This window comes from Arthrobacter sp. 10T413_2, from assembly GCF_056394205.1.
The window spans coordinates 1-22,692 of the sequence record NZ_JBFTHK010000068.1; the positions used below are offsets into that span (position 1 = coordinate 1).

Below are 22,692 nucleotides of genomic sequence, written 5' to 3' on the forward strand. Positions count from 1 at the left end.
GCCATCGAGGTCGACGCCGTCAAGGTCGTTGCCCAGGTGGTTGTCGGTGGCTGGGTTTCGAACAACAAGGGCATCAACCTGCCCGGCGTGGCCGTCAACGTGCCGGCGCTGAGCGAAAAGGACGAGGACGATCTGCGCTGGGCSATGCGCCGCGGCGTGGACATGGTCGCSCTGTCSTTCGTTCGSGATGCCTCGGACATCGTCCGGGTCCACGAGATCATGGACGAGGAAGGCCGCCGCGTGCCGGTCATCGCCAAGATCGAGAAGCCGMAGGCCGTKGAGCAGCTGCCCGAGATCATCGACGCCTTCGACGCCATCATGGTGGCCCGTGGCGACCTCGGYGTGGAGCTTCCGCTGGAGGARGTGCCGATCGTCCAGAAGCGCGCCGTCGAACTCGCCCGCCGYTGGGCSAAGCCGGTCATCGTGGCCACCCAGGTCCTCGARTCGATGATCGACAACCCGCGCCCGACCCGCGCCGAGGCTTCCGACTGCGCCAACGCAGTGCTCGACGGCGCCGACGCGGTGATGCTCTCCGGYGAGACCAGCGTKGGCAAGTACCCGATCGAGACGGTCAAGGTCATGGCCCGGATCATCGAATCCACCGAGGTYCACGGCCTGGAACGCGTCCCCCCGCTGGGCACCAAGCCCAAGACCCGCGGCGGCGCCATCACCCGTGCCGCCGTCGAGATCGCCGACCAGCTGGAAGCGAAGTACATCTGTACCTTCACCCAGTCCGGTGACTCSGCCCGCCGCCTCTCCMGGCTGCGCCCGATCCGCCCGGTCTTCGCCTTMACCCCRGTGGAGCACGTCTGGAACCAGCTCGCGCTGACCTGGGGCATCCARCCGGTCCTGGTCCCGATGGTGGGCCACACCGACGAGATGACCGCACAGGTTGACCGCAACCTGCTCGAGATGRACCTCGTCGAAGACGGYGACATGGTGGTCATCGCCGCCGGTTCCCCTCCCGGGAAGGCCGGTTCCACCAACATGCTGAAAGTCCACAAGGTCGGCGACCTCGCCGACGCCGGCAGCCACGGCGAGAACGTCGTCACCAAGGACAAGCTCGGCCCCTGGCCTGAAAAGAAGAGAAAGAACCGGGCGGCGCCCGGGCCCGCCGGGGCCTGACTCACTCGCAACACGCCTTGCATCACGTTGAAAAGGGAAAGGGAGGCTCCCGGGCGCGTCCCGGCGGACCAGACGCTCCCGCCCGGGGGCAGGCCGGATGGGCATTAGACATTTCAGTCCCCTTCCGGCTAACGGTCACAACCGGGGCTATAAAYYGGCACCGGCGACAAAGTCGCAGCGCCGGCGGGCTGAGCGTCCTTCGTCAGGTGTCAAGGCGTGTCATAGGATCTGCCCGTCGGGCTGGCCGGAGGCTCGGGTGTCCTCCCGKAGTCCCCCTACCCATGCCCTGTCATCCCTTGTGCCCGGACTCTCTTTCATACGTGAGGCCGAATGGGACGTGGTCGCTKAGTTCCAGCTCGTAAAGATCAGGCCGGCGCCGTGTTACCAGGATGCCATGTGTTCCGCCGAAGATGGCGGCCTGCCGCAGCTCTCTCTCTGCGGCATTCAAAAGCTMCTCGAGCTGGTTGCGGTTTGAAATATGCACCTCTCGGACGCGGTATTGAAGGGCCATTTTGATAACTCTCTTTCTCGATTCAACGATGCCCGTGTAACTGTCTGCTGGGCCACTGACTTGTCTCGTCGGAGGAATGACGACAGCGGGTTTTGCGGTGGCGGTCAGCGTCACATGATGGAGCCGCGCATGACCCGTCGCGGTCAGACGGCTGTGCTCAGATAGTCGATGGCCAGTTTGTAGCCGTATATGCCCGCGCCGGAGATCAGGACGGCACACCCGGAGATTGGAGAGGAGGCATGGATACTCCTCTGTCTGTAGTAGTTGACGTCGATTTCGACAGCGGGAACATGCGCGGAGGCCAGCGCGTGCTGCAGCTCTGTAGGGACGGGACTGAGACTGGCTGTGTTGATGACAATCCCGACGACCGAGGCGGTGGCGGCCCGAAGAGTGTCTATCAGGCCGGCTTCAGTGCAGAACTTTAGGCAGACGGTGAAGCCGTGTGCAGCCGCAACCGGCTCGACGAGTCGCTCGATCTCCGCTCGGGTGGGCGCCCCGGGCTCGTCGGGTTCGACTGGATCCGTCGGGGGCCCAATAACAACCAGGATGGTCCCACGGCTGGGTTTCGCCGGGTGATCGGAAACATCGGAGGGCCCCGCCAGGGAGCAGCTTGCGGTCTTCGAGGCAGGAGGCTCAACCCGTTGCAGCTGCTCAGGGTGGGTGGCCTTCCGGGTGCCCCGTGCGCGTGCCAGCTCCGATGCTGCGGTAGAAGCAACGTAGCCAAGGTCGGCCGCGGCAGTCAGAATTCTTTGCCGGGTCGATGGTGAAACGCGGGGAAGTCCGCGCAGGGCACGCGAGACGGTCGCGGTCGACACCCCGGTGGCGGCAGCGACGTCCCGGATGCCTGTGGCCTGCAGGGTCTGGCCCGAATGCGCTTGAGATGCCGTGGCCGGGTCGCTGCCCGGGTTGGTCATGAGAGTCTCCGTCCTAGCCGTTGTAGCCGTGGGGGTTGGTTTTCTGCCAGCGCCAGTGGTCCTCACACATCTGGTCCACGGTCCTGGTGGTGGACCAGCCCAGGTCGGCCAGGGCCGAGGAGGCATCGGCCCAGAAAGCGGGCAGGTCGCCGGGCCGGCGGGCCGTGATCTCATAGGGAATTGGTTTGCCGGCGGCGTTTTCGAAGGCGTGCAGGACTTCCAGCACCGACGAGCCCCGGCCGGAGCCGAGGTTCCAGCGCCGCACCCCGGCCCGAGCGGCAATGTGGTCCAGGGCCGCGACGTGTCCTTCGGCGAGGTCCACCACGTGGATGTAGTCCCGCAGGCATGTGCCGTCCGCGGTGTTGTAGTCGCCGCCGAAGACCATGAGCCTCTCGCGGCGGCCCACGGCAACCTGGGCGATGAAGGGAACCAGGTTGTTGGGGATGCCCTGCGGGTCTTCGCCGATGCGGCCTGACGGATGCGCACCTACCGGGTTGAAATAGCGCAGCAGGGCAATGTGCCAGCGGGGATCGGCGTCGCCCAKATCCGAGAGGATATCCTCGATTTGTTCCTTGGTCCGGCCGTAGGGGTTGTTGGCGCCGATTTCCATCTTMTCGACGTAGGGGATGGGACTGTGCTCCCCATACACGGTGGCCGATGAACTGAACACGAGCGACCGGACGTCGTGCCGGTCCATGACCCGGATGAGGTTCAGGGTGCCCACCAGGTTGTTGTAGTAGTACTTCAGAGGTTCGCGGACAGATTCCCCCACCGCCTTCAGACCGGCGAAGTGGATCACAGCCTCGATCGCGCCGTTGGCGAACACCCCGTCMACTGCGGCCTCATCCACCAGATCGACACTGTGGAACTCCGCGGTCTTCCCGCTGAGCTCTGCAACCCGGCGCAGCGACTCCTCGCTGGAGTTCACCAGGTTATCTATTACCACCACGTCATGGCCGGCCTCGTGCAGGGACAGCACCGTGTGCGAACCGATGTACCCGGTCCCACCGGTAACCAGAATTCTCATCGGATGCGTTCCGCGCCCGCGGCCGGCGTGACGGTGAAGATGTCCGGCCGGGTGAATCTCGCCTTCGCGAAGGCGCGGACGATGGCATCGCGGACCTGCTGCTMGCAAGCGACGGGTATCAGGGCGATGGCCGAGCCGCCGAAGCCGCCGCCGGTCATGCGCGCGCCGATGGCGCCGTGACTGCAGGCCGTCTCCACGGCCAGGTCGAGTTCCGGACAGGAGATCTGGAAGTCGTCCCGCATGGACGCGTGGCTGGCATCAAGCAGCCCGCCGATGTGCGCCGGGCCCTTGCTCTGGAGGGTGTCTACGGTTTTCAGCACGCGGTCGTTCTCKCTGACGACGTGCCGGACCCGCCTGAACGTTACCGGATCGAGCAGCCTGCCGGCCTTCTCGAGGTCGGCGACGGCGACATCGCGGAGCGCCTTCACGCCCAGGACCTCGGCGCCGAGCTCGCAGGAAGCGCGGCGGGAGGCATAACCGCCGTCGGCGTGGGAATGCGCGACCTTGGTGTCGATGACGAGCAGGACCAGTCCGGCCTCCCGCGCTGCKAACGGGACCAGTTGCACGGCCTGGTCCCTGCAGTCGAGGAAGACGGCCTGTCCGCTGGCGCCGCGCAGCGACGCCGACTGGTCCATGATCCCGGTCGGCGCTCCGACGAAGCCGTTTTCCGCATGMTGGGTGAGCAGGACCATCTCCTCTGCCCCGAGTCCCGCACCGGTGAGATCGTTGAGCGCGGTGATTGCTGCGCACTCGATCGCGTGTGAGGACGACAGCCCGGCGCCGGGCGGGACGTCGGAGTCGAGCAGGAGATMGARGCCGGAAACCTMGATGCCGAGCTGCTGCAACGCCCAGACCACGCCCAGGGGGTATGTGGCCCACCCGGAAACACTGCCGGGAACCAGAGAGGCGGCGTCGGCCGTTATCATCTCCTGGCCGCCGACGGTGGACAGCAGCCGCACGATGGAGTCGTCGCGGAGGCGGAGCGCCGTCCTTGCCCTCTTGTCGATGGCGAAGGGGAGGACGAAGCCCTMGTTGTAGTCGGTGTGCTCCCCGATCAGGTTGACCCGGCCCGGGGCGGCCCATACTCCGTCCGGGGTCGCGCCGAAGGTCTTCTMGAAGCGGGCCGCCAGATCACCGACCTGGGTGTTAGTGCGTGCGTCGGTGCTCATGCGGGGGCGCCTTCCGGGGTGAGGGTGGCCGTGTCTTGGGAAGCATCGGTCGCGACGCCGGCGACTTCGCGCAGCCGGGCCGCGACGGATTCGGGTGTGGTGTCGTTAATGAAGGCGCCCATGGCCGCTTCGGAGCCAGCCAGGTACTTGAGCTTGTCAGCGGCGCGGCGCGGCGAGGTCAKCTGCAGGTGCAACTGACCGGCCCGGCGCATGGCGGGCTCCAGCGGGGCCTGGTGCCAGGCCGCGATGTAGGGGGTCGGCGTCGGGTAAAGGGCATCGAACTKCCGCAGCAGCTCCGGATAGAGCTGGGCAAGTTCGTCACGTTCGGCCCCGTTCAATGCGGCCAGGTCCGCGACCGGCCGGTGCGGGACGAGGTGGACTTCCAGCGGCCAGCGTGCCGCGAACGGGACGTAGGCACTGAAGTGTTCGCCCTCGAGGACCATGCGGCTGCCGTCGTTGCGCTCGGATTGCAAAAGGGAGGCGGTCAGGGTGGCGGTTCCGTCCGAGTTGTCGAAGTACAGGCCGGCCGCAGCCGCCAGCACCGCTGCGCGGGGGGTCACGTAGGGGTAGGCATAGATCTGCCCGTGCGGGTGGTGCAGGGTGACGCCGATGTCAGCGCCTCGGTTTTCGAACGGGAAGACCTGCCGGATGCCGGCCAGCGCGCTGAGGGCCTCGGTCCGGTGGGCCCAGGCGTCAATCACCGTGCGGGTGCGGCGCCAGCCCAGTTCGGCGAAGGATCCGGTGTGCTCAGGGGTGAACGCCACCACTTCGCAGCGGCCTACCGCGCGCCCTGCGGTTCCCCAGGCCGGTGCGGATGGGATCTCGCTGGTGTCCGGGCCGAGCGAGGGAAAGCGGTTTTCAAACACGGCCACGTCGAAGTCCGGAGCAGGAATTTCGGTCTGGTTGGCCGGCGTCGTCGGGCAGATCGGGCATTGATCCGCCGGCGGCAGGTGGGTCCGCGACTGCCGGTGCGCGGCGACGGCCACCCATTCCCGGCTCAGAGCATCGAAGCGCAGCTGACCGRGCTCGGGGCGGACGGGCAGATCCCGGCTGTCCACCAAGGATTCGGGGGACCTCGCGGCCGACCCGGCATCATCAAAGTAGAGGATMTCCCGGCCATCAGCCAGCCGCGTCATCGTTGTTCGTGTCATGCTCCAATTCTTACACAAAAAAACAATTCCAAACAATAKAGAACATTAATAACCACTCCCGCTTGTCGTCGGATGCCTGTAGAAGAATAGGATGACGKAGAAGGAAACCGGCGCAGCCGCCGTMGGATACCGCGCCCAGCCTCCTGTCCGCCGCACACACGAAGGATGCTGAATGTTAGCCGCAGCCCGCCACTCCGCTATCATCGCGGAGGTCCAGCGCGAACGGATCGTCCGCGTCGCCGCCCTCGCCCGGATGCTCGGGGTGTCCCCCATGACCGTTCGCCGCGACATCGACGCGTTGGATGCCGCCGGCTCGCTGCAGAAGATTCACGGCGGGGCCAAACTGCCCGGCAGCGTAAGCACACACGAGCCTGGCTTCGAGCTGAAAGTCACGCAGCTTCAGGAGGAAAAAACGGCGATTGCGCAGGAGGCGGCCGYCCAGGTGCGGGAGGGCATGGCGGTGGGGCTGAGCGCAGGCACCACTACCTGGGCTCTGGCCCAGGTGCTCTCGGCCGGACCCCAGATCACGGTGGTCACCAACTCGGTGCGGATCGCGGACGTTTTCCATCAGGGCTCCTCCTCGTCCACGGTGATCCTCACCGGCGGTGAACGTACGCCCTCGGACGCGTTGSTGGGTCCGCTGGCCACTTCCGCGCTGAAACAGCTGCACCTTGACGTGCTCTTCCTAGGCGTCCATGGCGTTGATGCCGACGCCGGGTTCACCACGCCGAACCTGCTGGAAGCCGAGACGGATCGGGCCTTCGTGGCCGCAGCGCGCCGGGTTGTGGTGCTGGCCGACAACACGAAGTGGGGAACCTTCGGCATCAGCACCATCGCCAGCCTGGATGAGGCKGACGAGCTCATTAGCGACCAGGGACTGCCCGGCGAAGCCCGGCGGATCCTCGGTGAGCGTGTGGGGCGGTTGCGCCTGGCGGCCATACGCACCCCGGCAAGAGCAGCGGCCGGGGCTGGACCTGATCGCAACAGTCACCGAGGGTCTGACGTCATCGCGTATCGCGGTGGTCAGAGCCCGTCGACCATGGAAGTGTCGCGGCGGACGCCCTAGTAGTCTTCGACGAGGCGACGCAAAACTTGAGTTTGTCAGTGGCAAGGTCGAGGTGATTCGGTCATGGATCCCGTCCTAAGAGGCCCCGGGCGGACCCAGTATGGCGGGAGACATCAGCGGGACGGAAAGCCGTCTGTGGTTCGAAATCGACGGATCGGCGGGCAGCGCCGCGTGCGACCAGGAAAACCCCGAAGTATCTGGCTCGGCACGGACGAAGGCGCCCGCATACTCGTCGGTGACCCAGCTAGAGGTGCCGCGGAACAGCGGCCGAGGCCACAGCTGATCGATCAGTCTGGTCAAGCCGTCCGGCACAGGAAACCCATTCCCAAGCGGCGATATTCGTCAGCTGCCCGTGGCGTAGAAGTCTCGGAGAACGGCTGCGAATATCGGCCGCAGCTGCTTTGGATGAATAAGGGAGCCTGCTGCTCGAATGATTGCAGTTATCAATGTCAGCAAGGAAAGCCTCGGGTGACGTATGCCCGTCCGGAACGAGGAGCATCCAGACATACCCCCTTGGCCGCGGCCKGAGGCCGGCGTCCATGAGGTAGACATCGACCGCGGCKCGATTCAACAGTTCGCCCCAATAGTCGGATCCATTTGTGTGCCTCCGTTCTGGCTCAGTTTCCTCGCTGTCCTGCTCGCAGGGCGGCGTGGTCTTTAGTGGACGAGTTCGCGGGTCATTCCGAATGGAACCTGGTCCGARAGCGCGGCTGTGTAGCGTCCGGGATTGTTGCGAGTGACCAGGATTCCGTATGTTCCCGTGAGCATTGCGGCTTCCTGAAGGTCCTTGACTGCTGCCTCAAGCTGTTCATCGAGCGAGTGTCGGCTGGTCACGTGGATATCGATGGCTTCAATTGCGGTGGGCATGATCGTCCTTGCATGGTGGTCGGGGGCCTTTACGGCGCMCAAGAGGTGGTTGTTTCCAGCTGAAGACACCGGATTCGCGGTGGCCATCAGTATCCGTCCCTAATGAACAGGGGAAGGGGATGGTTGCCAGGAATTTCTCGGTCGCGTCCCCCAAGCTCGCGGCAATCGTGATCTGTGCCGCGAGGTCCCGGTTTGCCGCAGCAATATCCAGGAAGCCGAGATCGAAAGGCCCGTCGGTGYCGGTCATATCGGCCACCCATGCCGAAATATCGGCGTGGTCCTTGTGTGAAGTGTCAGCGAGTACGTCCAGAATCTCCTTGTACCCGGGGAATCCCCCGGAGTCCTCCAGCAGGCCACGCCGGGCGTGGTGACTTCAGAACCATGACGTTTGCAGGATAACCGATGCCGCCCGGAAGATTTAGGGGCGAGCTGACGAGCAACATTTCATACACTCCGTCACGATCGCAGTCCTGGGCCAGGGCGTCCAGTTGCCACAGTTCGCCAAGTGCCAGGCCCAGCTGGCCGATCATCATGTTGTGCAGTGCACCGAAGGGAAAAGCGTCAGGCGAGTAATCTGCTGGCCACACCTCCACGGCCAGGTTGTCGGACGCGATGGCCGAGAAGTGGTTGTTCCACAGGAAGCGGCAGATGTCCTGAAATCATCATAGTAGAGGATCTGGAAGCCGCTCGAGAACGCCAAGGAATCACTTTCAGGCCAGGCGACATCCTGCTCCTGCGAACCGGATTTTCAAGCTATTTCTCCAGGTTGAGCGTTGCTCAGCGGAGCCGGGTCGTCCTAGCCTTCGCACTCGATGCAGTAAGAGTGTCCGTTCCTTTGGCGAGCGAGCTGCGACCGGTGTCGGACCAGGAAACAGGAGTAGCCGGTGAACTCGTCCTCGGCCTGGGGAATGACCTGGACGATCAGTTCCTCGGCGACAAACTCCCCCGCCGGGGGTCATCGTGTCGTCCAATGCATCGGATTCGTCCAGGTCGCGGACGACGCTGCGGGCATCCGGGGCGTTTGCGGACTGCAGCGCCTCGAGGGAACGGTCCTGTGATTCCTTGACGTCGGAACGTACTTCGTCGTAATCGGTTGCCACTGGGCTCATTCTCCTTTCTGGCGTTCTTAGCGGACGGGAATGAAACGGATGCCGGGGTCCCGGTGTTCCCGTGTGGCGTGGACTGGCAGGCCACGTGGGGGCCGGCAACTCGTCCCGGTCTTGGCCCGAGACACTGKGGACCCCGCCAAGAGGCTGCACGAAGCCAAGCTGTTGGCGGAGGGTGGCTTCAAGGGCGACATGTGGTCATCCCAAGAGCAGCGATATGAGCCGGCAGAGAAGGAACTCTTCGCCCGCATGGAGCGTCGGCCGTGAGATCGAGAACCGTGTCACCGGCAACGACAGCAGCCGGCTAAAAGACCAGGGCCTTAAAGCTGAAACTAGTTCAGCCAGCGACTACGGTTCGGCGGAACGGCAAAACGCGTTCGCCGCTTCATTGGCTGTCAGCGGGGCCGACGAATCACAGGTCCGGGGCCGGGTCGCCGCGGAACGCAGCGAGGCCACCCACCCCGCGCAGCCCTGACCATGGGCAAAGGGGCCGCTAAGGCCAGGAAGTCGCCCACGGGGGCCTCGAACCTGACTTGGCTCATTTGCTCAGTGCGTGAATTTTGAGCGGTGGATGGCMTCGAGGATTGTTTGCTGTCCGGTAGGGATGGCGGGGTCGAATCTCTGGGTGGTGCCGTTGATGGCGATGGTGGCCGAGCGCAGGGGCCGGAGTTGTTTGATGACGTTGGCGACCGCGAGCCCTGTTCTGTTCTGGATTGTGCGGGAGACGACCAGTGCGGTGAACACGATCGTGAGGTGGGCCTCGATCGCGTCGCGGGTGCGGTGGAACATGGGCCTGGCCCGCAGGTCTGTCTTGGTCATCCGGAAGGACTGCTCGACGTGCCACAGTTCGTGGTAGGAGCCGATGATCTCTGTTGCGGCCATGGCGGTTGCGGGGATGTTGGTCACGTAGCCTTTCAGGCCAGCCAGTTGCCGGGCGCGTGCCAGTGTGCCTCGTCGAGGCTGCGTTTCCCGCCGGCGGTCTTGACGAAGCGCGGGGTGCGGGCCGCCTTCTGTCCCTCGATGACCTCGCGCGCCCGGTTCTCCTGGGCAGTGAGGGTGGTGGCGTCATGGACGGCTCGCTTGCGGGAGTAGGCCCACACCGCCCGCCATGAGCCGGGATGCGTGGCGGGGTCCCAGACGGGTTCGGCACGCAATTCGGGGTTGTTCTCCTTGGTGTGGCCGGTTCGGGGCGTGACCGTATCGATCAGCTGCCCATCGGTGAACGCGTCGCCGTGCCAGCGGAAGTGTGAGGCCAAGTCGGCCGGGGCCTTCGTCATCCGGGACCCGACGATGAAGCGCAAATTTGATTCGTCCAGCTCGCGCAGGTTGCCAGCGGAGAGCATGCCCGCGTCGGCCACGACGACCATGTCGGCCAGGTTGTGGCGGGCCTGGAACTGCCTGATGATCGGGATCATGGTCGCKGTCTCGGCCTTGTTGCCTTCGAAGCAGCCGATCTCCAGCGGGAACCCGCCGCGGTCCACGAGCAGACCTACCACGATCTGGGGATCGACCCGGCGCTCCTTGGAGTACCCGACCTTGCGCAGCTCGTCTTCCTTCTCGGCCTCGAAATAGAGCATGGTGACGTCGTAGAGCACCAGGGAGACATCCCCGCTGGTGCTGGCGTGCCGGAAGCACCAGGCCGCGATCCGGTCGCGGTACTTGTCCGCAGCCGCCCRGCCGAGGGTGCGCTTCATGGTCGCGTAGCTGGCCGGGGTCCGGCCCAGGTCCCGCAGGACCCGGCCGGCGTCCAGCAGCGAGGTCGGTTCCACGGCCCGGGCGATCACCAGGTCCCTGAACACCTCATCGCCCAGCCCGTCGAAGCCCAGCGCGGTGAACACGGCGGCCAACGCGTCGAACAGGATCCGCGAGTCCGTTCCCACCACGCGCCCCGGACCGTCACGACCTGCCGGCGCCACCGCGCCGGCCGGCTCGAACAAGCCTGGTCCGACAGGGACAATCAGGCCTTTCACCGGCGGAGCTCGGCCTCGGTATGCGCCGAGCCGACGTGCTCAACGATCCGCTGACGACCGCGCACATACTCGGCAATCTGCACCGCCGTAGCCCCCGAGGCCGTCCGGACCCGCCTGATGAACACCACACCGCGACACTAGAACAAAACCMGTTAGTGCGTGAAAAAGCACCATTCCACCGACATCACCGCAGGTCAGAGCGACGGCCCACCCCGAGGCCACGACCCGTGAGCCAAGTCAGTTCGAAGGTTGCTGAGCGGTTCAAGAGCKGCCCGTCCAAGTAAAKCGAAAAGGGTTCGAGCCTTTTACTGGCTGCCGKGTAGCTGCGTACAGACGCACAGAGTACCTGACCTTAGGCAATGCTCCGGAGCACTCCGTGAGCGGGGTCTATTGCGTATTCGTCCCGGCCTCGGGTATGACAAGGCTGGAGCCGGCGGCAGCTGATTTTCTGTGCTGCCGCCGACCCTATCCCGGTGACTGCCTTCAGTTTGATGTCTCGCCTGGGCCGGCGGCCATTTCCTGGGCGATTGTTTCGGCGGCGATGCGGCCGAAGACAGCGCCCTTGCCCAACGAGGTGCCGGTCATGTAGGCCGCGCCGTGGAAGCCGCCGGTGACCTCGCCGACGGCGTAGAGGCCGGGAATGATGTCGCCGTCAACGGCCGTTACCCGGGCTTCCGGGGTGATGGTGATGCCACAGTAGGTGGTCGTCATGAGGGTCTTCGCCGGGTAGGCATAAAAGGGTGCCTCGATGATGCGAACGAGCTCTCCGACACCATTGCACAGGCCGGTGCGGGCGAATTCGTCCTCGACCCGCCCGGCGACGGCGTTGTTATACGCATCGACGGTGGCCAGCAGGCCAGCGGCGTCAATGCCTGCCGCTGCCGCGAGTTCCTCAAGCGAATCGGCCTTGATGACGTGGCCCATGTCTTCGAGGAAGCCGATGTCGTTCAGTGGAACGCCGGGGTGCGAGCGGGCCCGCACGGCGGAGTCGAAGATTTCAAAGCCGAGGCCCTCGGGCTGAGCMAGAGTGGCGGACCCGAGGGTCTTGTACGACTGGGATTCGTCCGTGAACCTGCGGCCGTGCTTGTTCACAATGATGGCACCCATGTAGTAGGCGGTAAGGAGCTCATGGAATTCCATGCCTGTGTCCGGGTGCGATCCGTAGGTTCCGGAAATGTAGGCCATGTCCGCGAGGCCTGCGCCGAGCTTCCAGGCCATCTTCAATCCGTCCCCTGTGTTGCCGATGCCGCCATAAGGGATGGCAGCCAATTGCTCAGGAGCGAAGATGCGGAGCAGATCCGTCCCGCGGCTGAAACCGCCGGAAGCGACCACRACACCGCCGCGTGTTCTGAAACTGATGGCACCATCGGGACCTAGGGCGGTGACGCCGTTCACTCTGCCGCTGCCGTCCCTTGTCAGGGCTGTGGCGGCATGTTCGGTGAACAACGCTCCACCCTGCTCGGCGAGCGAGGCCTGAAGCTTGGCAAGAAAGTCTTTGATGGGCGAGAGGTGGGAGCGGGCAGTCGATTGACCGGAGCTCAGCTCAAGGGTGGAGAAGGTGATGCCGAGGTCTTTGAGCCATTGGTACGTTGCCTGCTGGTTGTTAAGGTAGGCCTTCAGGAGTTTCGGGTCATTGGCGTGTGAACCGACTTCCAGCAGATCGTGGAGRAACAGCTCCTCGGAATCCTCCACCCCGGCTGCAGCCTGTTCATCAGTCCCGGAGAAGGCGAAGAATCCGCCGCTCATCGCGGAGGAACCTCCGACATTCACGGTTTTCTCCAGCAGTGCCACTCGCAGGCCGGCCTGGGCTGCGGCCACCGATGTGGACAGACCCGCGATTCCCGCACCTAGAACGACGACGTCGTATTCAGGGATTGTTTCAAGGATTGAGTTCATGCTGATGGATTTCTCTTTCTAAATCTTGGAAGTCAAGCAGGCGCGTGCGCTGCTGCCAGCGGCCCTCTGGACAAACGATCAACTGCGGACTCGTTCCGTGCTCTTCGAGAGTCTCTCCCCATCGATGAGGGGCGGAGGCTTGAAAGCTGAGTTTGCTACCTCTGTGGCGTCCGGAGTTGTAGAGGACGCATCCCTTGCGCTTTCCTTCCTGCCGATGTCAGCATCTGATCCGCAAGACGGGACATGGGCAGGGTTGCTCGGCGTCCGTGAGTCGCGCGCTTCAGCCGTGGAACCAAAAAGGGGTTTGTGGATTTCAGGGCGCTACTGTCAGACTCCCGACGGGAGTCGAGAGCACAGATTCGACGTCACCTACGAGTGTGAGGTCTGTGCGGTCAGGTGAGCTTGCCGCGTGGCGTCCGGAGATTCTTCCGGAGACCATAGCCCATCCGATATGTAGGCCGTGGTTGAGGAGTTGAAGGCCGCCCTGGCCTGTGGATCCGGCCGCCCATAGCCCGGGGATTGCGTGTCCTTCCATGGTGGTGACCCTCAGGTGCGTGTCCACGACCAAGCCTCCGTCGGCCAGTGTTATGTACGCCTGCATCGGGCCGAGGGCATAGTAGGGTCCTTCGCTGATTCCCATGCCGAACTTCTGGCGTCCGAATTCAGGGTCGAGGCCTTTAGCCGAATAGCGTCTGACTGCCTCGACGCTGGTCTGCAATCCGTTGGGATCGATGCCGGCGGCACGGGCCAGCTCATCAAGCGTGTTCCCCGTGTGAAATACGTCGGGGCGGTAGCGCTTGTAGTCCTGCACGTACGCGTAGGCGACCCCGGGAAATGTCGATACCGGATTGGGCCATGCGGAGAATTTCTTTGCCAGGGCGGCATCGAAGACCATGTATGCGGCGTTGCCTGTGGCAGCTACGCCGCGTGCCAGCTCCTTGTCCGAGTCCTCATTGGCTATGCGCTTGCCTCGACCGTCGACGAGGATCGCGCCAGCTGAATACATGCTGTTATTGGGCCCCACCCAACTGGTCAAGGCCCCACGCAGGACATACGCCAGCAGATTTTTTGGCAGCCGCTMAACGACAAAACGCATGATTCTGGAGATCGCGGGATGTGAGGGGAGCATCTTGATTGGGTCAGGAATCTTTGAGGGTGCGAAGCGYAAGCCCTCATACAAACGATCCATCTGGGTCAAGACGCCGCCGACATCGTTGCCTAGACGGAATCCATCGCCTGTGTTGTCGGGGTTAACGGGCTGGACGTTGGAGGCGGCCTCTCCTGAGAATKCCTTTTTGAAATCCTTGGCGGCGGAGTAATCACCGGTTGCCAGGACGACACCGCGACGGGCGAGAAAATCCTGTCCATTCGCACGGGCACCTATTACTTCGCCAGCACTGTTGCGGAGGAGCTTCTCGACTCTCATGGACGTTTTTATCTGAACCCCGCGCTTGCGGCACTCACGCACCAACGCGGTGATGTAGGCGGATGAGTTGGGTAAGACGTTGTGCATGCGGGGTTTTTCGTACGGCGGTTCCGGAGTCGGGCCCAGGAACTGAACCCCGATGCTKGAAAGCCACTCAACTGTCGGGCCAGCGTTTTCCGCAAGAATGCGCCGTAGTTCCTTGTTCTCACGCCCTTCATCCGCGCCATTTGCAACCTTCATGTCCTCAATAAAGAKATCAATGGAGTCATTGACGCCGTCCCGATACTGGTACGAGGTATTAGCTGCAGTGAACGAACCGACAGACATGCCGGTGCTTCCGCCCACTTTCGGGCACTTTTCAAGAATGAGTACGTGGGCGCCGCTAGTTGCCGCTGAGATGGCCGCACACATGCCGGCGCCACCTCCTCCGATTACTAAGACGTCTGTGATGTTGTCCATGTTTGTTCCTTCACGAGGGAATTTGGGATTCTTGAGCTGATGACCGAAGGCAAAAGCCGCATCACTTCCCAAGGTGGTTGTGTTCTGGGAGAGTCAAAATCGTCAGATTCGACTCACAGGTTGGCAGTAAGGGCGTCCTCGATGAGGTGCAGTGGTCCCGCCTGGTAGTTCTAGTGCTGGAGAAACAGATCTCGGCTGGGCTCCTCCGCGACGCAGCAGGAACTGTGCCGAAACGAATCTTCCACGAAGTGAGCGAGCACCTGTCCTGCGGCTGCCTGTCCCGGCGCTGCTGCCCTGATCCTGAAGCGGCGCTGACGGTCAGATCAGCAGGTGCCGTACGGGCAGGTTGCACCTGAGTCCGAACAGCATGGCCGCTGTGGCCACGATGATGCCCGTCCGGTTGCATTGGCTACTTCGTTACTGGGACGGCCTCTTCCAGGAGCGGGTCGTGTGCGGTCTCCTTCACTGTGGAGATGGTCGCGAAGCCGATTGCCATGAGTCCCAAAACCCACCATGTGAGGACCGTGATGGTTCCGGTGACCCCGACGATCTGCGCGACAAAGAGCGGCGCGACTCCCGTGAGTACAAGGGCGAGATTCATTCCCAACGCCTGGCCTGTATAGCGGACGTTGCGGGGCATGATCTCTGCGTACAAGATGTAGCCGGGCACGGTCGTGAGTGCGTGTACCAGCATGAAAAGGACGAAAGCCGCCCCGATCATCACCATGTTCGTGGAGTTGTCCAAGGTGAGGAAAACGGGAAAAGCCACCAATATGAAGAGCGCGTAGCCCGTCCTTATCACGCGCTTGCGTCCCAGACGATCGCTCAGTATTCCAACCAGCGGGTACGACAGCACCACAACTGTGGTTCCGATCGCGATCGTCCAATACACCGTAGAAGAGCCCAGACCCCGGTTGTTGATCAGGAAGGTGGCAAAGTAGGTATTCGCTATATTTCCAGTGCCTGTCATGACGAGGACCAGCAAGAACACCTTCAGTACCTTCTTCGGGTGTTTGCTCAGAACCTCCCGCATGGGGCTACGGGMGACATGGGACTTCGGGAGTGCCTTGAATTCGGGTGTCTCTTCGATCTTGAGGCGGTAGTAAAGGCAAAGCAGTGTTAACGGTACGACGATGAGGAAGGGGATACGCCAGCCCCATGAAGCCATCTGGTCCGCCGGGAGAAGCATGGCGACGAAACCGCAGACAAACGAGGCAGCAGCGAATCCGCCAACCGAGCCCATCGCCATGGCTGAGGTGTAAAACCCGCGTCGCTTTGCTGGCGCGGTCTCAGCGATGTACGTTGCGGCACCGGAAATCTCACCGCCTGCACAGAATCCCTGAATTATCCGCAGGAGCAGCAGCAGGATGCTGGCGGCGACGCCGAGGACATCGTAGCCGGGCAGGGCGCCGATCAGCCCCGTCGCCATCCCCATGGTGACAATGGTGATAACAAGGGCCTTACGGCGTCCTTGCCGGTCACCGAGGCGGCCGAAATACCAGCCGCCCAAGGGCCTGACGACGTAGGACGACGCGAAAATCCCGAGGGTGAGAAGCAGGCCTACGAGGGCATTCTCGCCCGGAAAGAACTTCGGCGCGATATAGACCGCCACGAGCGCGTAKACGGCGAAATCGAAGTATTCGATCAAGGTACCGACGCCACCTGCGATAGTGGCGCGCCGCATCAGCTTCCGCTGATCAGGGCTCAAATCTAGCTCAGCCGGCGAATTTGAAGTTTCCACGCYAAATCTCCTTTGATTTGTAGCTGGTGTAGGTGATGCACAAGGGTCTATTTCACTGATGATGTTGTGGATACGGGGTGATGCTCCTGGACGCGTTCTGGAGTTCCGAGGCCAGGAGATTGAACGTGCCCCCGGCCTGCCAGCTCATGAGAGTCCGCTCGCTTGGCCGCACAATCGGCAAACAGAAGTCAGGTCCACGAAGGGTTCCCGTGCCTAGGTCGATTTCGAGGTCCTGCCAACGAGAAGCATGGCGGGAAATGTCGGGACACTCGATCAATAGCATCCCGTTTGCGACTTCGCCACGGTGGAACCCTGAGGCGAATGAATCGGCGACGATGGTGTTGATTCCTACATGCCTCATTGCGATCATGCCCTGATAGTGAGGATGGCCATATCCGAAGTTACGGCCGCCCACGAGGAAGTCTCCTTGTCGAACTGACGCCGTGAACATGGGATCGTGGGTCGCCATCAGAAAGGGTAGGAGCTTATCKGGGTCGTAGGTCTTGATGTTCTCGACGCCGACGATCATGTCCACGTCGTAGTCGTCTTCAAAAATCCAGGCTACGCGTCCATGGACCACTGTCTGCCCGGGCTCCATCTGAACTCCAATATGGTTCACAGGAACTCCCTCGGGTCCGCGATGCTTCCGGCCACGGCCGATGCGGCCACTGTGTACGGATTGGCAAGGAAGATCCCGGCCTGGGTGCTGCCCATCCGACCCGCAACGTTCAGGACTCCTGACGAAATGCATACTTGACCGGCGGACAGAGGTTGGGCGTAACCGAAGCAAAAGTCACAGGTGGATTTATGGATTCGCGCTCCGGCTMGTTCCAAGACGTCGAGCAGACCGGTGGCACGGGCCTTTTCGAGGATTTCAGTGGAGGTTGGGACTACGTGCAGCTCCACACCCGGTGCCACGGTTCGTCCTTCCAAGACTTGTGCCGCGGCCTCCAGGTCTTCAAAGCGTCCTGAGGAGCAGGACCCTATATACGCGCGGTCGATCTTTGTACCGACATCCTGAAGGACCGCTACCGTGTGGTCTGCCTTGGCCGAACCAGGCCGGACGATCTGCGGCTCGAGCCGATCAAGCTGGATGATAATGGACTTCAGAATCTTGGCGTCCGGATCCGATTCGAGCAGCCACGCACCGCGGTCCGATCGGGCAGTGACGTAGTCGATGGCTTTTTGATCCGAGTCGAAGATGGCCGAATCGGCACCCGTGAACATCGCCATACTGCAGAKGCTTAGCCGCTGGTCGACCGACAGCCGGGCCGCTGCCTCACCACGGAAATGGATAACGCAACCCAGAAAACCGGACGCACCTTCCGTTGCAATGAGGTGATGCAGTAGGTCTCTTGCGTCAACCCCTTGCTGGAAGTCGCCTAGAAGCCATACCTCGGCGACCTGTGGAACCCGAAGGTGTATCTGACCCGTTGACCAGGCCTCGATCAAGTCACGGCGAACCCMAAAGCCCAGGGCTCCCACTGCGCCAGCTGCTGAGACGTGTCCGTCGTGGTGCACCAAGAGAGCGCCAGGCCTGGCATAGCCCAACTCAAGCATCGCTTGGTGGCCGATGCCGACATTCTCATGGAGCCTGAACCCCCATCGGGTATGTAAATCTCTTGTCGATTCTCGAAGGTCATGCTCAGCTTTGTTGTTTTTGGACAACATGTGGTCAACRAACACTACGTAGCGATCGGGATCGTCCAGATTCTTGATATCCAGCTGGTTCATCTGAGCGAAGAAGCGGTCCACAACGCCTGGGAAGTCGTAGGCGATCATATGGTCAGGCCGAACCGGGACTTCGTCCCCCGCACGAACCGTCCGCCGTCCGCTGGCGCGCGCAAAGATCTTCTCGACCACGGTCATGCCCATTTAGATCGCCCTCGATTCAGGCCCATACGCGGCCAAGGCACGGTCAGCCGAGTCGTACCCGACGAGATCGAGGAACTTTGCCCGTTCCATTTCACGACCACCGCTTTGCGGCGCCCGAACCAAGCGKCTGAAAGTCTCCACTAGCTGGCCGCTCGTCTCGAGAATTGCCTGCGTAGGAAGGACCGCAATCCTGACGCCGCAGTCCTGGAGGGTTAGCAAATCAAAGTCCTCGGCCAGCCAGGTGCCGGCGACAATTGTCAACGCCAGGCGGTCTCCAAGCTCCTCCCCCACTGACCGCCATTCGCTCACCGACGCGAAAGTTTTGGTGGTGCCCATAACGAGGTCAGCGCCGTCTGCCAGAAAGTGCTTCATTCGCCCAAGGGCCTCATCGCCCTGCGTATCGGTGCGCGCGATCAGGAGCGACGAGTCATGCTTTGCCTCGACTGCCGCGCGGATTTTGCCCCTCGCTTCGGCCAGCGGGATAACGTCGGCGGCACCAGCATGAGACATCGGACACCGTTTCGGCGAAACTTGATCCTCCATGAAAAACGCCGACGCCCCAGCCGCCTGAACCCGTCGCACCGTTTGCATGACCGTCACCGCGTTTCCATAACCTGTGTCAATATCTGCCACAACGGGCAGACCGCTCGCCTMATGGATTCTGGCAACTGCCTGGAATGCGTCCGTTGATGAGTAGAGCTCAACGTCGGGGACCCCGAGAGAGGCGCTCAGCGCAAAGCCTGATGAGCAGAGAACTTCGAATCCTGCTTCGCGGGCGCAAAGGGCGGACAGGCCGTCCCATACTCCCGGGGCGTATACCGTCTGCTGTTTGCTTAGGACTTCTCTAAAGTTGCGCAACGCTCTTTTCCTTGCCTTTCGCCGTAAGTGTGTGGCGGGAAACCCGCGAGTGAGTGTAGAGGGGAACCCCACATGAAGTTTTGAGAGTGCGGGCGTGCATCATCTTGTGGAGCTGCCTGCATGCCGCCTGCATGTCGGGTGCTCATAAGAGTGATAAAGCCTTGCTTTGTGTGACCCCCGTAACAGCATGGTAGGGGCACTTGTGTGTCATGCGCAATTAGATTTATAGTAATTGCGTGATGCGCAATGAAGAACAGAGAGTGGAGTCCGTGCACCGGGCCTTGGTACTGCTGAAGGTCGTGGCCGAAACGGGCTCCTTGAGTGTTACCGATGCGGCAAAGATATTGGATGTGAACCCATCCACTGCCCAGCGGCTCCTTGCGACGCTAGCGGGCGACGGCTTCGTCACGCAGGGTGAGCGCAAKCGTTACGAACCGGGGCCGGCGCTTCTGCGGCCGAGTATCCCTCAATCCGTCCMGCCCCTCCGCACCCGGGCCCGCCCATTTCTGGAACGGTTGTTCCAACGGGTGGGAGAGACTGTGCACATTACGGCGCTGGTTGGCACCGAGGTCAATCATCTTGACGGTATCGAAGCAAGCGCGCACTCCCTGCGATTCGGCGTCCGAAATGGTGTCCGCTTGCCGGCCCATGTCACCGCGGCCGGTAAGGCCATGCTTGCCGAGCTTCCCCCCGAAGACGTCAATGCGCGCTATCAGGTTGAGCTGGAGAACTTGCAAGGCGCTGCCCTGCCGGTAGACCTAAAGCGGCTTCATGAGGAACTTATCAAGACTCGACGTCAACGGGTGGCGACCAACTTTGGGGAAAGYGAGCCAGGCGTTGCAGCCTTCGCTGCATCAATTGGCGTGATCGATGGAGAACGGGCGGCATTCGTGGTCGCCCTTCCCATCGCCAGACTCTCGAAAGCAGCCGCCCAAAAATGCACGAACGCAGTCAAAATGACGGCGGAGGAAGCCGCGCAAGCCCTCGCTCAGTGACCGATTGATGGCGTGGGAAGACTGATAGGGCCCTATGAACTCATAGTCCACCCAACAATCACCGAGTCTTGACGACTAGCTGAAAGGGTGTCCCTTTAGAAGTGATCATGGCTGACCTGCAGGTCCAATACCATCAAGGAACCTCAGCTGATGCTAGCCATGGCACTATCAATCAAATCAGCCAAAGTTCCCCTTGCGCTTGGTTTGGTTTCTTTATCRGTCAGCGAAGATCCGACTCACAGCCGGTGTGCTAGTGACTCGCCCGATGTGGCAGCGGCCGCATARCTGACTCTGGGAGGAGGGGATCCGCGCGCATGTACAGATAGAGCACACCCCAAGCTGAAGTCAGGCAGGTGGGCGAATGATTGTCAGAATAGGGTTTGATTCGGGCTTTTCTGACAATGACTAGAGAAGGTCTCAGAACCAACCCTGACGATAGCCTGCCGAGCTCAGCTCGGCGAAAGCTCCGGTCTCTGAAACTCCCCACATGACTGGGGCTGGCAGGATAGTGCCGTGACGAAACAAGTTTCTGACGGAGACGCCAGGCCCACTCTGCTGCGGGTGAAGGTCTMGATCGTAGGTAGCGATCCGGCCATTTGGCGGGTCCTTGAGGTCGATTCCTCGCTGACCTTGGACAGGATTCACGACATCCTTCAAGCCGCTGTTGGGTGGCGGGGTGCGCATCTGCATTCCTTCACCGACACCGACCCCTTTGTGCGGTTGCGTGCCGTCAACGGGCGTGTGCGTGAACCACGGCGCTGGGTAGCGCAGGACTTGCTGGAGGACAGTGACGAGGACCTGCCCGAGGCAGAGTGCGCCTTGGGCCAGGTCCTGACCCCCGAGTCGGGTCCCCTGTTCTATGAGTATGACTTCGGAGACAGCTGGATCCACCGTCTTGAACTCACCGGATKCYTCCCCGCGCCTGCCGATGCCCCGMGGGCACGGCTCGTGGACGGGGCACGCCGGGCGCCCTTGGAGGATTCCGGCGGTATCGGCGGCTACTTGGACCTGCTGGACGCCCTCGCTGACCCCGGCCATGCGGAGCACGATGACTTGCAGGCATGGGTCGCCTGGACGGTCGGGCCGTGGCAGGAATTCGACCCGGCGCAGCTGGACATCGAGGCCGTGAACAACGAACTGGCTCTCCTGTTCCCCCCAGCTGTCAATGAGCCCGGACCCGGCAGCCAGTCAGTGCTCCGGGAACTGATGCATCGGCTGCCTCCGGGCATCCGCCGCGAGTTCCGCTCCTACCTGGGCGGGGCAGGCCTTGACGGTCCCGCGCTGGTGGAAGCAGAGGTCGCCGAGGCGATGACCGCCCCTTACCGCTGGCTCGCCCGCCGCATCGGGCCCGACGGCCTGGCCCTCACCGCTGCGGGCTGGCTGCCGCCTACCGTGGTGCACGAGGCAATGACCGAACTCGGCTGGGCCCGGCACTGGATCGGCAAAGCCAACCGCGAGGACCAGACCCTGCCCGTGCTCCTGCTGCGTGAAAGCGCCCAGCAGCTCGGCCTKATCCGCAAAATCAAAGGCAGGCTCATCCTCACCTCCGCCGTCAAACGGCTGCTGGACAACCCTGCGGGATTGTGGCTTTTCCTCGCCCGGGCCATGGCCTGCCGGCACAKCCATGACTCCGAAAGGGACGCCGTCCTGCTGCTCCTCCTCGAGGTCGCCGCCGGGAAACGAACAGCGTGGGCCGACTATCTTGAGGCCATCGCCTTCGGGCTCAGCGTGCTTGGCTGGACGACCCGGACCGGGTCCGAGCTGCCGGCCGAAACCGTCCAGGATCTCCTCTACGATGCCCGGGCAGCGCTCCTGAACCTCGGCATATTAGGCGACCGCGACGGGTCGAAAGCAAGTACAGTCACCCCGCGAGGGCAGGCCTTCGCCCGCGCGGCCCTTCACTCCTAAACGGCCGAAAATTTCCAGAGCCTTCCTGTCCGGGCATCGACTCTACGCCTACGGCTGATCGAGGAAGCTCCCCGCGTTCCGCGGCTGCTATGACCAGCCGTTCCCGGACGGACCTGCTTGGGCCAACCCTCAGGCCGTATCCCAGGTTGTCCTCGCCGCCCGGAACGTGGACGKAAGCGCCGGTGCACTGCCCCGGAGTCCTTAATGGCCGTGCGCGCCGCGGCCGTCATCCCTCCGCACGGTTGCGCCCCGTTCAGGTTGATCTGTTGTTATCCAGGTCACATTGCGTCTATCGTTGTCGGGGGCCACAGCGTGGTGGCCCCGTTTTAGAGCGGAGAACTGTGTGAACGAGAAGCTGCGGGTGCTGGTCCGTGTGGACCTCGATGGCGCCAAKGCCCACGTCAAGGTCCAGGGCCACGTGACGGTTCAGAACGTCCATGGCCTMTACGGTGTGGTCCAGCGCGCCAGCTCGCTCGCCTCCGGACTGTCGCTGGAACTCGATGTGACACGCGCACAGACTGACTCCGACGCCATGGGAGAGCTTCGTGCGTGCGCCAAGTCGCATCACCTGCCGGCGCACGTCGACCCTCGCCAGCGTGACTACCAGATCAGCCTCCTGACGCAGAAC

General features: G+C 62.7%; 19 protein-coding genes and 3 pseudogenes. 7 read left to right on the forward strand and 15 right to left on the reverse strand.

Annotation, left to right across the window (positions count from 1 at the left end):
- Positions 1 to 1,125 (forward strand): pyruvate kinase (gene pyk, locus AC1DBQ_RS12400; RefSeq protein ID WP_476928784.1); only part of this gene is annotated, 1,125 nt, incomplete at its 5' end.
- 654 nt (positions 1,126 to 1,779) lie between these two features.
- Here the strand turns inward: pyk and AC1DBQ_RS12405 are convergent.
- Genes AC1DBQ_RS12405 through galT form a run of 4 tightly spaced genes read right to left on the reverse strand, consistent with a single transcriptional unit; the run spans position 1,780 to position 5,897 of the window.
- The gene (locus tag AC1DBQ_RS12405; RefSeq protein WP_476928785.1) at positions 1,780 to 2,550 is read right to left on the reverse strand and encodes a LacI family DNA-binding transcriptional regulator; all 771 of its coding nucleotides are present in this window, start codon (positions 2,548 to 2,550) and stop codon (positions 1,780 to 1,782) included.
- Positions 2,551 to 2,563: 13 nt separating this feature from the next.
- Positions 2,564 to 3,577 (reverse strand): UDP-glucose 4-epimerase GalE, encoded by a 1,014-nt coding sequence (gene galE, locus AC1DBQ_RS12410; protein WP_476928786.1) that lies wholly within the window; start codon positions 3,575 to 3,577, stop codon positions 2,564 to 2,566.
- Positions 3,574 to 4,746, reverse strand: coding sequence for a galactokinase (galK, locus tag AC1DBQ_RS12415; protein ID WP_476928787.1), 1,173 nt, complete (start codon positions 4,744 to 4,746; stop codon positions 3,574 to 3,576). Before galK ends, galE begins: the two co-directional genes overlap by 4 nt.
- Complete coding sequence (gene galT, locus AC1DBQ_RS12420) at positions 4,743 to 5,897, reverse strand: galactose-1-phosphate uridylyltransferase (protein WP_476928788.1); 1,155 nt, start codon at positions 5,895 to 5,897, stop codon at positions 4,743 to 4,745. Before galT ends, galK begins: the two co-directional genes overlap by 4 nt.
- A gap of 172 nt (positions 5,898 to 6,069) precedes the next feature.
- Between galT and AC1DBQ_RS12425 the strand changes: the two genes are divergently transcribed.
- Entirely contained in the window at positions 6,070 to 6,963 is an 894-nt protein-coding gene (locus tag AC1DBQ_RS12425; protein ID WP_476928789.1) for a DeoR/GlpR family DNA-binding transcription regulator, read from the forward strand.
- A gap of 244 nt (positions 6,964 to 7,207) precedes the next feature.
- Here AC1DBQ_RS12425 and AC1DBQ_RS12430 read toward each other — a convergent pair whose 3' ends face one another.
- The 3 genes from AC1DBQ_RS12430 to AC1DBQ_RS12440 are packed head-to-tail and all read right to left on the reverse strand — an operon-like array spanning position 7,208 to position 8,182.
- Positions 7,208 to 7,717: a DUF5956 family protein gene (locus tag AC1DBQ_RS12430; RefSeq protein WP_476928801.1), complete on the reverse strand. Its 510-nt coding sequence runs from the start codon at positions 7,715 to 7,717 to the stop codon at positions 7,208 to 7,210.
- Positions 7,621 to 7,830, reverse strand: coding sequence for a hypothetical protein (locus tag AC1DBQ_RS12435; RefSeq protein ID WP_476928790.1), 210 nt, complete (start codon positions 7,828 to 7,830; stop codon positions 7,621 to 7,623). Before AC1DBQ_RS12435 ends, AC1DBQ_RS12430 begins: the two co-directional genes overlap by 97 nt.
- Positions 7,814 to 8,182: an IS1096 element passenger TnpR family protein gene (locus AC1DBQ_RS12440; protein WP_476928802.1), complete on the reverse strand. Its 369-nt coding sequence runs from the start codon at positions 8,180 to 8,182 to the stop codon at positions 7,814 to 7,816. The genes AC1DBQ_RS12435 and AC1DBQ_RS12440 overlap by 17 nt, the downstream gene beginning before the upstream one ends.
- Before the next feature lie 189 nt (positions 8,183 to 8,371).
- On the opposite strand from AC1DBQ_RS12440, the pseudogene AC1DBQ_RS12445 reads away from it, so the two are divergent.
- A pseudogene (locus AC1DBQ_RS12445) lies at positions 8,372 to 8,590 on the forward strand (cyclase family protein); the annotation flags it as partial.
- A gap of 36 nt (positions 8,591 to 8,626) precedes the next feature.
- Here the strand turns inward: AC1DBQ_RS12445 and AC1DBQ_RS12450 are convergent.
- Positions 8,627 to 8,930 (reverse strand): annotated as a pseudogene (locus tag AC1DBQ_RS12450) (DUF4193 domain-containing protein).
- Positions 8,931 to 9,153: 223 nt separating this feature from the next.
- Here AC1DBQ_RS12450 and AC1DBQ_RS12455 point away from each other — a divergent pair.
- Positions 9,154 to 9,411: a hypothetical protein gene (locus AC1DBQ_RS12455; protein ID WP_476928791.1), complete on the forward strand. Its 258-nt coding sequence runs from the start codon at positions 9,154 to 9,156 to the stop codon at positions 9,409 to 9,411.
- Between the two features lie 71 nt (positions 9,412 to 9,482).
- On the opposite strand, the pseudogene AC1DBQ_RS12460 reads toward AC1DBQ_RS12455, so the two are convergent.
- The 7 genes and pseudogenes from AC1DBQ_RS12460 to AC1DBQ_RS12490 form a co-directional block, all read right to left on the reverse strand.
- Positions 9,483 to 11,034: pseudogene (locus AC1DBQ_RS12460) on the reverse strand (IS1634 family transposase).
- Between the two features lie 355 nt (positions 11,035 to 11,389).
- A complete protein-coding gene (locus AC1DBQ_RS12465) occupies positions 11,390 to 12,802 on the reverse strand; it encodes an FAD-dependent oxidoreductase (protein ID WP_476928792.1) in 1,413 nt (470 codons plus the stop codon).
- A gap of 313 nt (positions 12,803 to 13,115) precedes the next feature.
- Positions 13,116 to 14,687: an FAD-dependent oxidoreductase gene (locus AC1DBQ_RS12470; RefSeq protein WP_476928793.1), complete on the reverse strand. Its 1,572-nt coding sequence runs from the start codon at positions 14,685 to 14,687 to the stop codon at positions 13,116 to 13,118.
- Positions 14,688 to 15,096: 409 nt separating this feature from the next.
- Positions 15,097 to 16,428, reverse strand: coding sequence for an MFS transporter (locus tag AC1DBQ_RS12475; protein WP_476928794.1), 1,332 nt, complete (start codon positions 16,426 to 16,428; stop codon positions 15,097 to 15,099).
- 52 nt (positions 16,429 to 16,480) lie between these two features.
- On the reverse strand, positions 16,481 to 17,047 hold the full coding sequence (locus tag AC1DBQ_RS12480) for a 3-isopropylmalate dehydratase small subunit (protein WP_476928795.1): 567 nt from the start codon (positions 17,045 to 17,047) through the stop codon (positions 16,481 to 16,483).
- Complete coding sequence (locus AC1DBQ_RS12485) at positions 17,044 to 18,303, reverse strand: 3-isopropylmalate dehydratase large subunit (RefSeq protein WP_476928796.1); 1,260 nt, start codon at positions 18,301 to 18,303, stop codon at positions 17,044 to 17,046. The genes AC1DBQ_RS12480 and AC1DBQ_RS12485 overlap by 4 nt, the downstream gene beginning before the upstream one ends.
- Positions 18,304 to 19,161, reverse strand: a complete 858-nt coding sequence (locus tag AC1DBQ_RS12490) for an isocitrate lyase/PEP mutase family protein (protein ID WP_476928797.1) — start codon at positions 19,159 to 19,161, stop codon at positions 18,304 to 18,306. It abuts the gene before it with no gap.
- A gap of 239 nt (positions 19,162 to 19,400) precedes the next feature.
- Between AC1DBQ_RS12490 and AC1DBQ_RS12495 the strand changes: the two genes are divergently transcribed.
- The 3 genes from AC1DBQ_RS12495 to AC1DBQ_RS12505 form a co-directional block, all read left to right on the forward strand.
- Positions 19,401 to 20,156 carry an IclR family transcriptional regulator gene (locus AC1DBQ_RS12495; protein ID WP_476928798.1) on the forward strand — a complete coding sequence of 252 codons (756 nt, stop codon included), beginning with the start codon at positions 19,401 to 19,403 and terminating at the stop codon, positions 20,154 to 20,156.
- Positions 20,157 to 20,669: 513 nt separating this feature from the next.
- Complete coding sequence (locus tag AC1DBQ_RS12500) at positions 20,670 to 22,064, forward strand: plasmid pRiA4b ORF-3 family protein (RefSeq protein ID WP_476928799.1); 1,395 nt, start codon at positions 20,670 to 20,672, stop codon at positions 22,062 to 22,064.
- Between the two features lie 343 nt (positions 22,065 to 22,407).
- Positions 22,408 to 22,692: hypothetical protein (locus tag AC1DBQ_RS12505; protein WP_476928800.1), on the forward strand; the 285-nt coding region annotated here is incomplete at its 3' end.

Bases quoted from the DNA above. Each gene is read 5' to 3' on its own strand.
- AC1DBQ_RS12405 (WP_476928785.1), bottom strand. From the start codon at position 2,550: ATGACCAACCCGGGCAGCGACCCGGCCACGGCATCTCAAGCGCATTCG.
- AC1DBQ_RS12455 (WP_476928791.1), top strand. From the start codon at position 9,154: ATGAGCCGGCAGAGAAGGAACTCTTCGCCCGCATGGAGCGTCGGCCGT.